Source organism: Bacteroides xylanisolvens XB1A (assembly GCF_000210075.1).
GTDB classification, from domain to species: domain Bacteria; phylum Bacteroidota; class Bacteroidia; order Bacteroidales; family Bacteroidaceae; genus Bacteroides; species Bacteroides xylanisolvens.
Genome location: NC_021017.1, coordinates 5,853,401 through 5,867,144, shown reverse-complemented (window position 1 = coordinate 5,867,144; position 13,744 = coordinate 5,853,401). Strand labels below are relative to the sequence as shown.

Genomic DNA, 13,744 nt, shown 5'->3' with positions numbered 1-13,744 from the left:
CCTCTATGTTGCTTTTCTCTCTTATCTTTGTCGCAGTAAAAACAAAAACACACTATAAAGATCATGATTACAAGTAGAAAGATTTCTCAAGTCAAAGTTTTTGCTGGTAGTCCTTGGGAGGTAACCAGCGTAAAAAGTCTATTGAATGCAGCCTATATTCAGGTTTCAATGAAAGACAATGGTTTAAACAGTATTTTGATTTCTGTTCCTTGCGAATACTATACTGCGGCCATGCGTGTAATTAATAACAGAAAAGTTTCATAGGTTTTAGGTTTACATATAAATTGAAGAGTTCTTATTGTCAGCAGGAGTTTTCGCTGGATAATACGGTGACTAGCAACTCATTACACCCTGACAATAAGCTATGACAATAGGCTGACAATAAAAAGATCGTACTTTTATTGTCAGCCTGTTATTTAATAGATTAAATTCACGGCAGAATTATAGAATTCGTTTCAATCTCCTACATATCTTTCTGATCCAGCAGTTGCTACAAATAGCGTTGTCCGACATAGAATTCTTCTCGAAGGAGCGCAGTCTTTCGTATTGTTCCTCCACCATTTTCCATAAACCGTCCAGTCGCGAACTTTGTCCTCTAATTGCCATTAATTCCTGATCCCGCATATTCAAAAGTGAAGCATACAATCTGCTGGTTTTGTTTTTTTCCATGCAAAGTTGCTCTAACTCATCGATATATTCAGACGTAATTCCCAGCTTAGTCCGTTTTATGAATTGCTGAATACTATCATCATCTATGGAAACTGTATCGTTCTCATAAGACACTGTGATTTTTTTCATTTCCACCCAAAGCCAGATATACTCTTTTTCGAGTCGGTATTTCTCGGCTGCCGCTTCTATGCTAATCCATTGTGACATAGTGTTTGTTTTTAATTTGTTATACAACAAGGAATAAATAGTGCTCTGTTAATGTTGATTCAACAAACATTCGCGCTTTTTGTATTCCGGGCGGACAGGAGATTGGGGTTGGGGATTTATAAGGATCATGAAACCAACCGGGTACAATAAAAGCGTGAATGCTGTTGAATCATTATCCACCTCTGAGGCCTAGCAAAACCTTTCCAAAAGATAATGATAACAACAGACATCCACGCTAATCGTTTATATATAACACATCTTTCATCGATATGTTGACATACGACCGTTCACGTGGAATATCTGTTGAATCACCCCTCTTTGGAAAAGAAACTTGCTAGATTTCAGAGGAGGGGGATAATGCAATAATATTCCTATTTCAAAATAAATAACGCTTCTTACCTGTTTCACCACACTGGTGAACAGAAAGCGTATGACAAAGATATGCTTTTTTTTCGAAACAAAGTGGAAATACGGAAATAAATACAGGAAGTTCTGTATTGAAAGAGAGGTAGTTCAATATTAGCAAATAGCATATAAGAAATACAAACTCGCTACGAAGCGAATGTCGCCCCCGTTAAATGAATACTGCGCATCTGGTATCTTTCACTAAAGAAGCAAGTATTGTTCGGCTAAAGTAACAGTATTGTTCGGCTAAAGTGCCGGTATCTTCACCTTCCCACGACCGTGGTGACTTCTTTCCACAGCCGTGACGAATTCCTACCACGGCCGTGGGAAGATCTCGTCACGGCCGTGGCGAACTACCAATACCGGTAAGTTAACGTAAGAATAACGGTGTCTTTATGCAACAATACACAGTGGCGAGCATATCTTTACTTACTTGTTAATGTTTCAAGTCCGCCTTCTTGAATAGAGTATAACAAGAAAGCACATTCTTTATCGCGATAAAGCGCAAATAGTTTGTTTTACAAGTACCTTATCCGTACCTTTGAAACCAATAACAAACACTTACTCTCATTAAATATCAAGAGAAGAAAAATGAAGATTACACAAATCAGGGAAAACGGAGATACGGAGGCACTAAGCGTGACAGACATCGACCTGCTGATAGAAAAAATGAAAAAAGAAACCAAGCTCCGCCCGGTAACCGGATTACGTCAGGCCCTGCATTTTGTTCTACCCGACGAGCCTTGTTCCCTCGCCAACAAACTACCACGAGTGATTCCCGCAGCAGCCTTCGGGCGAGTGAACGGAGTGAAACGAATGAAAACCTACAATGGCATTGTAGAACTGACCATCGGCCCGCTAGCCGGAAAGACAGAAGTGGGAATCGTGAAACAAAAGGCAGCCGAACTTCCCCAAACAATGCTGGCTTTTATGGGTGCAAGTGGTAAAAGCGTCAAGATATGGACTTGCTTCACCCGTCCGGACGGCACTTTACCGCAAACAACGGAAGAAGCCGAAGTGTTTCAGGCACATGCTTACCGGCTCGCCATTAAATGTTATCAGCCTCAACTTCCCTTCAACATTCTATTAAAAGAGCCGAAACTGGAACAATTCTCACGTCTTAGTTATGATCCGGACTTGATTTATCGTCCCACCCCTGTCCCCTTCTATCTTTCACAACCCATCGGTATGCCCGGCGAGATGACTTATCATGAGAAATCGAGCACTGAAGCATCTCCACTGAATCGAGCACTGCCGGGGTATGACACGGAAGATACAGTAGCATTGCTTTATGAAGCGGCATTGCGGAAGACATTCGAAGAAATGGAAACAGACTGGCACCGGAACGATCATGATTTGCAAACGTTAGTAGTCCCGCTTGCCGAAAATTGTTACTACTCCGGCATCCCGGAAGAGGAGGTAACCCGACGAACCATCATGCGTTATTACAAAAGAAAAAATCCGATGCTGATACGCGAAATGATAAGAAACGTATATAAGGAATGTAAGGGAGTGCCCAAAGGCAGCTGCCTGACTAAAGAGCAACGCCTTAGCCTGCAGATGGACGAATTTATGAATCGCCGTTATGAGTTCCGTTATAATACGCAGATCGGGGAAGTGGAATACCGGGAGCGTTTCTCGTTTCAGTTTTATTTTCATCCTATTGACAAACGGGCACAAAACAGCATCATGCTTGATGCCCAATCCGAAGGTATTGGCGTATGGGACAGGGACATAGACCGATACTTACATTCCAACCGTGTGCCAATCTACAATCCGTTGGAAGAGTTCCTGTTTCATCTGCCTCATTGGGACGGCAAAGACCGTATTCATGCTTTGGCAAACAGGGTTCCTTGCAAAAATCCGCATTGGGAATTGCTTTTCCACCGTTGGTTCCTGAATATGGTTTCACATTGGAGAGGGGTAGATAAAATGCACGCAAACAATACGTCGCCCATATTAGTGGGCCGACAGGGAACTCATAAATCAACTTTCTGCCGTGAAATGATTCCGCCTGCGCTTCGCGCTTACTATACAGACAGCATTGATTTCAGCCATAAACGGGATGCAGAACTGTATCTGAATCGGTTTGCGCTCATCAATATCGATGAGTTTGACCAGATAACGCTGCCACAACAAGGATTTCTGAAACATATTCTTCAAAAGCCTGTGGTCAATCTACGGAAACCGCACGGTCGCTCGGTACTTGAATTGCAGCGGTATGCTTCATTTATCGGCACAAGCAATCAGAAGGATTTGCTGACTGATCCTTCGGGAAGCCGCCGTTTCATTTGTATTGAAGTGACGGGAAACATCGACACTACACAGCCGATAGATTATGAACAGCTTTATGCACAAGCCATGCACGAGATTCATCATGGCGAACGCTACTGGTTTGACAGTGAGGATGAGCAGATTATGACGGAAAACAACCGTGAGTTTGAGCAGACACCGGCTATGTTGCAATTGTTTTACCAGTATTTCAAGACTGCACAAACGAAAGAGGAAGGGGAATTTCTTACTCCGGTTGAAATATTGAATTATCTGAAGAAGAAAAGCGGTATGTCATTGTCTGATAACAAAGTATACCACTTCGGGAGATTGCTGCAAAAATGCGGTATTCCTTCGAAGCATACTTATAAAGGTACTGTTTATCAGGTAATAAAGCTATCATAAGAGATAAAAGCAAGGCTGACAATAAAAGTCTGGATATTTTATTGTCAGCCTATTATCAATGGTTATTGTCAGGTGATAGAACGTTGATATTCATTCACTTGAATGTATTCCTGACAGTATGACAATAAAACAGGTACAAATCATTATGAGATTCAAATTTCCAGGATACTTGTCTTCCACCTTTCTGTTGAGCTATTAAGTTTTTCTAAATAGTTGTATTTGCATCCAACTCTCCATGTAACCAATAGAGCAACCAACGAATAGCCAACGGAACAACCGGACCGCCTATTTACTCTTTCTTCTTGGGAGTAACGAAGCCGATAGGATTACGCGGCTTATCTGCTAAAGCCTTTTGCGCCTGCAATTCGGCTAACGTCTGATTTATTAATTCTAACTGCGTCCGAGTGTCGTCATTGATGTCGTTATAGTCTGCAAATACTTCCTCTATGTACTCCTTTAGTTCCTTGACTTCGTTTTGAAGTTCATATACTGGATCGGTCGGCGGGTTTAACAGTAACTGACGAACCGCAACGAAAGCACGCATTATACCCCTGTTTATTCCAATAGCAGTATCAGAGTTTAGAACACTACTAAGCATTGCTACGCCTAGTTCCGTAAAAGCAAAAGGCATATATTTAAAATTGCTGCCTCTTCCTTTGTTCAAGGTCACAATTTGTGATCTTGAAAGTTCGTCCCTCGTGAGTTCAAACATAAAGTCCTCACCTTCGAACCTTTTTAAATTACGTCTAACAGCTTGTTTTAGCACCCTGTTTTCTATTCCGTACATTTCCGCCAAATCAAAGTCTAACATCACCTTTTACCCGCGTATGTCGTAAATCTTACTTTGTATTACTTCGAGTTGTATTCAACTTGTCGAAATCAGACTGAAACACACGGTCCTGAAAGATACGGTATTTCTCAAATTCGGTTTCTGCATAATCTTTCGCTTGTTCGGCAGACATCTTTCCTGAATCATTTAATATGGGGCGGTCATCGCTATCCAAGAATTTATCTATACGTTTTGCCCAATCTTCCATTGTCATAGGAATATGCCGCTTTGCCCGGTCTTCTGCCAAATCCAGAAAAGCATTGACCAACCGTCCCATTGACTCCAGTTCTTCTTCTTTCAAATAATTCTTTGCTATCGACACATCTGTTTTTACAATCTTTCCGTTAGGAGCTTTCTCCCAGGTAGTTAGTCCCATGTGTTCCTTCTCTGCATCGGCACGCTCTACAATAAGTTCTGCCGCCGTGTGTCCATGAACTGCATAGTGCATTTTGTTCTGGACTTTTTTGAAAAACAAACGTGTGGTCGGGGCATTGAGGTTATAGTCTATGCTGGTAGCATAAATATCTGTTAGCTTTTGGTAGAAACGTCGCTCACTCAATCGTATTTCCCGGATTTCAGCAAGCAAATGTTCAAAGTAATCTTCATTGATGAATGATCCGTTCTCCATTCGCTTTTTATCAATGACATATCCACGAATGGCAAACTGCCGAAGTATAAATGTACACCATTGCCGAAATTGAGTGGCGCGCACGGAGTTGACGCGATAGCCGACTGAAATGATGGCATCAAGACTATAAATAAAAACTTCACGAGAAATATTCCGATTACCTTCTTTTTGAACTATCCGGTTTTTCCGGATAGTTGTATTCTTATCTACTTCTCCTTGCGAATATATATTTTTCAAATGTTCATTAATTGTGCGTATATCAACATCGAACAATATCGACATCGTCTTCTGCGTCAGCCACAAAGTTTCGTCCTGATAAAGCACTTCAATGCCTTCTTCTTTATTCTCTATCTGAAAAATAAGAAATTCAGCCGTACTATTGCGTATTTGCAGTTTCTTGCTTCCGTTATTACTTTCTTCCATATTCATCTTGAACATTCATTTCTTTTATCAGAAACAAATGTACTTAGAACATATCGAACTGCCAAAGATAATATCTCCTATTTTATCTCCACCTTCGTCTGTAATCTTATGTCATTGGAAGCAGCGCCAATCATTATCTGAGAAGTTCCCTAAAAAGATCATAATTACAGTAGAAAGCTTTCTCCGTAATATCTTCGCTTTATGGATTCAACAGATTTTATTCGTATTTTTCCGGTTTACATATTGGTTTACATGAACCGCATAAATTATATGTATAAAGGTACTGGCAAAAACATTTAGATGGAAAAGATATAAACAGGGTAAATAGTAACTTCTTCATAAAACAAACATAAATAAAAGAAACCTGCTTACCCAAAGAATATTATCTTTTCAGTAAGCAGGCTTTCACTCATATTCAAAAATGCAAAGAGCAAAATCTCTCACAAATTTGTGTGTTCCATTAATTGATAGCTATCGGAGCATCCAACGTCTTAATAGTAATTCCATTTGTAGTACCGTTTATACGCCCTGTGGCATCTTTGATAACTCCACCTTCCTGAGTCTCCGATCCGTCTAGTTTATAATAAAGTGCCAAGCCTTCTGAAGCAGGGTCAACACCCAGCATATTCTGCTTAAGTTGATTTTCCGTACGGGCTACACTCCAAACACGGACTTCACTCATTTTACCATGGAATGGACGTTCACCCCATTTGAAACCATAGATTCTACCAATATAAAAACCCATATCCGAATTCGGATCAAAACCGTCAATCCCCCAATCTGAACCAGCCCATTTCTCACCATTTACATAAATGCCTGTTTTTCCTGTCGGTTGATCATAAGTCAACGCTACATGATACCAACGATTTGTTAACAACGGTTTCGTTACACGGTAGTTCTGTCTTCCGGCCACTTCCAAATAATCTTTAGGAGTAATTCCTCCTCCCGCATCACCGATACGGAGGATCATCACACCTTCGGTTCCCATAATCGTATTATTATCGAGGAAATAATCCACATTAATCAATGCTTCGTAAGTGAATGACGAGAAGAAAGTACCGACAGGGAACTTCACAGAAATATAGTGATTACTGAAGTTACCAGCTTTGGTAATTTTCAACGGTTTGGAGAAAAAGAAATATGCAATGTTTGTTCCGGAAAGAGTCGACACCGAAGACGAATGCACCCGCATAGGCAAAACATACGAGTTCCCGGCTTTCAAAGCTTCTAAACCGGAAAGTTCGACTTCTACATTATCCGCATACAATTTTCCACTCGAAATAGAAGATGTCGTACTGCTTAGCTTTACCTGCGAAACATCAAGCATCTCATAATTTGTGCCATACTTTGCATTGTATTCGTCTACTACACTTGGTTCGGCTACACTATATGATACGTCTACCTGAGAGGAAGTTGCTGACGAGAGTCTTGAAACCAGATCAAATGTCATTACATCCATTTCATCTTCCACCGAGAAATTATATTCCTTGCTTTCGAAATAAACCTTAGGCTCCAGCAGGTCATTCATGCTGTCGTTGCAAGCGCCCAACAATAACGCCATACTACCTACCATCAAATAATAGAATATATGTTTATTCATCATCTTTTTACTGTTTTAGAATTTTATAAGTCCACTTATTCCTGCGGTTTATTTTCCGCTTCGTTTTGTTTCGCTTTCCATTCATTGAAAACCCGCTGATTGATTTGAATAGCCTGACGCATCCATTTATAATTTGGCGTATTGTCATAATCATTATCGAAGCGATAAGCTCCTACTCCACCTTTATAACCTTCTCGCGGCATAGCAGCTGCCTGCTTCAGCAATTGACCTCCATTAGTGGCATACTTTTCAAAGTTCTCTGTGCAGATTATTTTCTTAGGATCAACGCCATAACCATCAAAACCGGGATTGGAACTACCATAACTTTGTATAATCCAATAATCGACATACTCATCCAATTCATGGGTAAGCCCATAAATATTTCCATCAATACAGATCATTTTATGTCCTTTACCTTCCGGATCGCTTTTCGGGCCAATGTAATTATTCATTTCTTTAACCAAATGAATCAAATGCTTATTCTGACTCAATGTGCCATCCATATCAAACACACCACTACCGATTTCCCAGTCTACATCATAACCGTCCCATTCGTTTGCATACAAAGAATCGCACAGAGCTTTGGCAAACTTCGCCAGACATGCATAATGGTTTTCACTTTCAAACTGACCTTCAAATCCCCAATATTTCCAACGGGCTTGTTTCTTCGCCGTTTCCAATTGAGCCGCCGACCAGCCTTCTTCCTCCGCTTGTTTTTCCACTTCGAGGTATACCGAATTTGGTGTCGCACCCTTACCAAGATAAGAAAGCAGACTTACCTGCAACAGTTTCGTTCCTTTCACCTTTTGCACAAACTCTTTATCTGCCTTCTGCTCCGGAGTGATTTCATAACGTCCTGGAGCGCCACTCCACATTGAAACAAAATCCATACTATCGGGCATAGCAGAGAGATATCCTCTTCGATAAGCTCCAGCAGGCGCCCAATTGGAATACCATCCGAAAGCTACGGGACGATTGTAATTCCAAGCAGTCGCCTTATAGGCGCGCAGATTGGCATAATATGCCTCACTCTCCGCATTGTTCATTGTGGCATACCCGCCTATATGGTCTATCTCAATATTCTCCACATCCATGCAAGAAGTTACCATCATGCCTGTCAATGGAATAATATATAACAATTTTCTTAATGATTTCATATTCTTCATCTGTATTAAAATGATACATGTAGGTTATCTCTTACAATCCCACCACAAACGGGTAGAAGACTTATCTTCGCCACCTGCACCGTTATTGAACAACTTCAAGGCTGCTTCATAAATAGCCTTTCCCTCGTTAGTCTGAGAAAAACTGGTGGGATAAATCATACGGCGAATACCGCCCTCAAGAGTTGCGCCTTGCACTGCTCCTTTCAAAGTCTTAATGACATTCAACTTCGGATAACCGGTTCTTCTCCATTCCGTCCACGCTTCCTGTCCGTTAGGAAACAAAGCAATCCACTTCTGAATCATAATTTTTTCCAACTTCTGCTCTGTTGTTCCTTCAAACTTGGCAGTAGTCTCACACGGAGCAGAAAGTGTTTGCCCATACTGATAATGGGAAAAAACATATGCCCGAGGTGACAAATTGGAATTCATATAATCGTCTACAGGATCGGTCACACCATTCTCCTGAAAAGACATATCAATGCCCTGTTTATACCATGAATCCGCACTGCCGAAACCTTCCCACACTAAAGCTGCTTCCGCACGCAAAAAATAAACTTCCGATGCACGCAGCCAATATGTAGGAGTTCCACTTTGAATATTGGGCTTTGAGCAAGATTTGTAGATGTCATTCTGCGCATTGGCATGCCCTGCCGGCACCGCTTGATACGTTTTTCCGTCGAAAGCCTCAACACCATAAGAGGCATTACCATCCATCGGCAAAAAATAAACGCTCAAACGCGGGTCTTCATATCCCATCAGATAAGAAAAGATGGAAGAACCCATACGAGCTTCATTATAGTTGCCTGCCAACCATTCAATGTTGTTGCGGAAAGTCATACCCGCTCCTTGACTCATTTGAGCCGCATCATCCTTAGCCGTCATCACGCCAATAGAATGATTCACTGCTTGAGTAGCATACTTTTTCGCCAGTTCCGCATCAGCGAAGCGGACACGCATAGCCAAACGAAGCATCAGCGAATTGCCGTATTTCACCCATTTGGTAGCATCTCCGGCATATACCGCATCATAAGCACCCATTACATTCACCCCATTTTCCGCCTTTTCTGTTAATTCTTCAATGGCTGAGGTCAATTCTTCAAACATCGCCGTATATACCTCTTTCTCCGAATCGAACGGAATGTTCATTGTAGCGTCCGCCGCATGAGAATAAGGCATCGGACCGAAACTTTCAAGTGTCTTGTGCCAAGCGGAAATCTTCAGAATTTGAGCCAAAGCAAAGACTTCGGGCGTACCATTTTTCTCGGACGCTATTTTCAATTTCTTCCAAGGATCAAGAGCATTGGTATAAGACTGTGTATAGGTCGCTTTTATCCAATTGTCCAACAAATAATAAGTAGTATTGTTACTACCTGCGTTCCAACCGTTACTGTTGTTCTCGCCAAAAAATCCACTCCAATTATCGGCCGACAGATGATAAGCTATTTGATATTCATTGATAACATCTGTATCATCAGCCTGTGTGCCTACGGGAATCACTGTCCGTTGCATAGCTGTAATCAGCCCTCCGACTTCAAAACCATCCATCGCACCTTCTCCGTCGCTCATCTCAAATTGGTTGGTATTGATTTCTTCAAAATTGCATGAGGCAAATAGCGTCATTGCGCATATCACCGCTAATAGTTTAAAATGATTCATTTTTCTCATAATAAAGAAGGTGTATTATAATTTAAATTTAATACCGAAGCCAAAGCTACGAACACTCGGTTGCATAAAATAATCATTACCTTGTCCGTAAGTACTAGTGGAAGGAGTCAGTTCCGGATCGAACGGAGCTTCGCAATACAACATCCAAGGATTGTTGGCTATAAACGAAACTGTAACATCTTTCAACACGTTACCAAACCACTTATTAGGCATAGTATAGCTAAAGGTAAGTTCTTGCAAACGAATATTGGTGGCACTGTATACATAGTAACCGGAAGTTTCATAATTTCCCGTACCTGTCATCTGATAATAAGACTTCGCATCTACCAGACCTTGTCCCTTCAACAATACGCCTCCCGCTTCACGAGCCTCAGCCGAACGTTTGGACACACCGTAACGATCAAGCAATGCCTCTGTAGAAGAGGTCACCACACCACCAAAACGCCCGTTGATTTGGAATCCGAGTCCAAAGCCTTTGTATGTCAACATATTACTCCATCCCAGATTAAAGTCAGGAGAAGTTTTTCCCAAATAAACAGGTTCCCCCTTTTCCATTCCAAAGGTTCCGTCGCTCTTTACCTCAACATATCCCAAGTGGTCTTTCTTTAAGAAGGTGTTGGCATAAATATCGTGGATACTTCCGCCTTCTTTCAAGATGACACGACCACCATCCTTCAAAACCTCCGGAATATTAATCGGTTCATCCATCAAATCCGTATGATAGTTTTCAACCATCTCCTTAATCTCATTTATATTACGAGAGAATGTCAATGTTGAAGAGATTCCTAATCCGAACTTAAACCGATCGGAATAGCTTAATGAAGCCTCCCAACCACGATTTTCCACATTACCGGCCTGCAAATAAATCTGCTTGTATCCGGTATATTCCGGAAGATCACCCAAGAAGGTCTGATTGTATGTATTAGAATGATAGTAGGTTACCTCCGCACTTAATTTATTCCACAACTTCAGACTTAATCCAAATTCGTATGACTTTGTACGCTCTGCCTTGAAATCAGTAAACGGATAGATACCGGTAGGATCTAATGCACCACCCACAATAGGGGTAGTTACCGTACCCGGAGTCAGTCCCGAACGGGATACAGGCGCACCGACTTCCGTATACGAACCGCGAACTTTCAGGTAAGAGATAAATTCGGGCAATTTGACCATCTCGGAAATAATCCCGGACAGACCGATTGAGGGATAGAAGAAAGATTCTTCATCGGTATTCACCAAACGTGAATTCCAGTCATTACGTCCGGTCAGCGTCAAATAAAGCATACTCTTCCAACCAAGTTCCAAATTGGCAAAAACAGCATGATTACGTACACGACTATCACCACCCTTTTCTGAGATACGACCATTAGCCGGATCGATATTAGAAGCCGCAAATTTATTGGGCACTCCCAATAATGTCCCTTTGTATCCTCTCTCCAATGCCCAATAGTTAGAATAGTTCCAACCCGCATTGGCAGAAATACTGAAATCAGCTATATGTTTATTTACGTTCAACATAAAGTCGGCATATTCCTGACGGTCTTCATAGTTATTGTATCCATACAGTCCTTTCTTTCCTTCCGCAAATTTATCGTCGGATGAAGCGTAAATCTTGCGTTCAAACAATACATGTGTGTCATCCATTCTGAAACGGGCTGTCGCATTCAACCAATCGGTAATATTATAAGTCAACCCTACGTTGAACATATAACGACTCTTTTCATTCGTAGCTACATTGCGATAAGCAGTCCAGTAAGGGTTCTGTGAAGCATATACCGGATCTGCCACCGGCCAATACTGAACCGGAAGTTGGCGACTTTCATCGAAATGTTCGAATGACTTAATTCCATTAAAGTCTTCACCACGAGGGAATAAATAGGCGGCCATCACCGGATTCCAATATTGTCCTTGCGATACCATATTCTTGTCTTTCTGTTTCACATACGACGCACCTAAATCGAGTTGTAATTTATCATTAAGGAAAGTTGCCGTATTACGGATTGTGAAATTCAAACGATCATATTCATTATTAGGCACAATACCTTTGGAATTGGTAGAAGAAACAGAAGCAAAAGTCTGATTCGATTTCGTCCCGGTGGTCAACGTTACCGAATTAATAAAGTTTGTTCCGGTATTAAAGAAATCCTTCTTAGGATCATAACTTGTAGGAGTCAACAGTTTCTCACCCCAGCTTTCATACATATCTTTTTTGTTACCATACGTATTTTGAAACTCAGGAGTCATATAAGCTTTGCTGAACTCTGAAGAAGAAGAGAACTGCACTGAAAGTTTTCCTTCTTTTCCTTTTTTAGTGGTAATCAAAATTACACCGTTAGCGGCACTACTACCATACAACGCAGCAGCCGAAGGACCACTCAAAACAGAAAGACTTTCAATATCTTCGGGATTGAAGTCGGCGATTCCTTCTGTTCCGGCCTTACCTTCACCCATAATACCACTGTCGGTATTTCCCATATTGGTATTGAACAAAGGAATACCGTCCACCACATACAAAGCATTATTATCACCTTCAATAGATTTTGCACCACGCATTACAACACGTGTCGCACCACCAACTCCACTAGCACTTTTGTTTATACTCACTCCGGCTATCTTACCGTTCAGCGAGTTTACGAAGTTAGCATCTTTTACCGTAGTCAGAGCATCTCCCTTGACTTGTTGTACATTGTAAGACAACGCCTTTTCTGCACGTTTGATACCCAATGCCGTCACAACAACTTCATCGAGCACTTCTGTATCCTGCTTCATTACAACCGGATAGAAATCTTTCTTGGAAACAGGAATTATCTGTGCAGCATATCCGATATAAGATACTTTGAGAATAGATTTCTCTGCCGCCTTGATCGTAAAGTTACCATCGAAATCGGTAATCGTACCTGTAGAACTACCATCCACAGATATATTTACTCCAATCAACGGTTCACCGCTTTCATCAGTAACCTTTCCTTTGATATTTTTAAGGGTTTGTGCAACTACAGGCTTCTTTTCAGCTATTATGATGTAGTTACCTTGAATCTGGAATGAAAAGCCCGTCCCTTTTAAGATGGTATCAAGTGCGGTCTCGAGGGATGCATTCTGCAAGTTTAACTGGGCTATTACTTTTCCTTTTAATTCGGAATCACTATAATTTATAGACCTTTTGGACTGTTTTTCCACAGTTTTTAAGGCATCAATGACAGTGATGTTCTTCTGCTGGATAGTTATTTTACTATCATTTTGAGCCAAAGCGAAAGTCTGTATAAGAATAAGACTTAAAAAAGTGAGAAAGACCCGCTTATGAGCTATTTTTTCTGCTATTTTTTCGTAGATTTGTAGCATCTTTAGTATTAGTTAATTGGTTATTATTCTAGGATCATTCAGAATAGCGTCAATATTACGCTAATATTAAAAGAGATTGATTTCATATCCGGGAGGAACGGCCATTCCTTCCGGGTATTTTTTTGCATTACGTATTA

The 13,744-nt window shown here is 41.1% G+C and carries 9 protein-coding genes; 2 read left to right on the top strand and 7 right to left on the bottom strand.

Annotated features, from left to right (window positions below; genetic code table 11):
• Positions 1–63 precede the first annotated feature (63 nt).
• The gene (locus tag BXY_RS23050; RefSeq protein ID WP_015533058.1) at positions 64–264 is read left to right on the top strand and encodes a DUF2007-related protein; all 201 of its coding nucleotides are present in this window, start codon (positions 64–66) and stop codon (positions 262–264) included.
• Positions 265–441: 177 nt separating this feature from the next.
• Here the strand turns inward: BXY_RS23050 and BXY_RS23045 are convergent, their stop codons facing one another.
• Complete coding sequence (locus BXY_RS23045; RefSeq protein ID WP_004305010.1) at positions 442–876, bottom strand: hypothetical protein; 435 nt, start codon at positions 874–876, stop codon at positions 442–444.
• 996 nt (positions 877–1,872) lie between these two features.
• Between BXY_RS23045 and BXY_RS23040 the strand changes: the two genes are divergently transcribed.
• On the top strand, positions 1,873–3,957 hold the full coding sequence (locus tag BXY_RS23040) for a BT4734/BF3469 family protein (protein WP_015533057.1): 2,085 nt from the start codon (positions 1,873–1,875) through the stop codon (positions 3,955–3,957).
• 289 nt (positions 3,958–4,246) lie between these two features.
• Here BXY_RS23040 and BXY_RS23035 read toward each other — a convergent pair whose 3' ends face one another.
• From BXY_RS23035 to BXY_RS23010, 6 genes are all read right to left on the bottom strand, one after another.
• Positions 4,247–4,768 carry an ORF6N domain-containing protein gene (locus tag BXY_RS23035; protein WP_008024499.1) on the bottom strand — a complete coding sequence of 174 codons (522 nt, stop codon included), beginning with the start codon at positions 4,766–4,768 and terminating at the stop codon, positions 4,247–4,249.
• Positions 4,769–4,796: 28 nt separating this feature from the next.
• A complete protein-coding gene (locus BXY_RS23030; protein ID WP_008024497.1) occupies positions 4,797–5,852 on the bottom strand; it encodes a virulence RhuM family protein in 1,056 nt (351 codons plus the stop codon).
• Between the two features lie 445 nt (positions 5,853–6,297).
• Positions 6,298–7,440: a DUF1735 and LamG domain-containing protein gene (locus tag BXY_RS23025; protein WP_004310490.1), complete on the bottom strand. Its 1,143-nt coding sequence runs from the start codon at positions 7,438–7,440 to the stop codon at positions 6,298–6,300.
• Positions 7,441–7,472: 32 nt separating this feature from the next.
• Entirely contained in the window at positions 7,473–8,594 is a 1,122-nt protein-coding gene (locus BXY_RS23020) for a glycoside hydrolase family 18 (RefSeq protein ID WP_004310491.1), read from the bottom strand.
• Between the two features lie 33 nt (positions 8,595–8,627).
• On the bottom strand, positions 8,628–10,268 hold the full coding sequence (locus BXY_RS23015) for a SusD/RagB family nutrient-binding outer membrane lipoprotein (RefSeq protein ID WP_032849587.1): 1,641 nt from the start codon (positions 10,266–10,268) through the stop codon (positions 8,628–8,630).
• Between the two features lie 15 nt (positions 10,269–10,283).
• On the bottom strand, positions 10,284–13,607 hold the full coding sequence (locus BXY_RS23010) for a TonB-dependent receptor (protein WP_015533055.1): 3,324 nt from the start codon (positions 13,605–13,607) through the stop codon (positions 10,284–10,286).
• Positions 13,608–13,744: the final 137 nt, after the last annotated feature.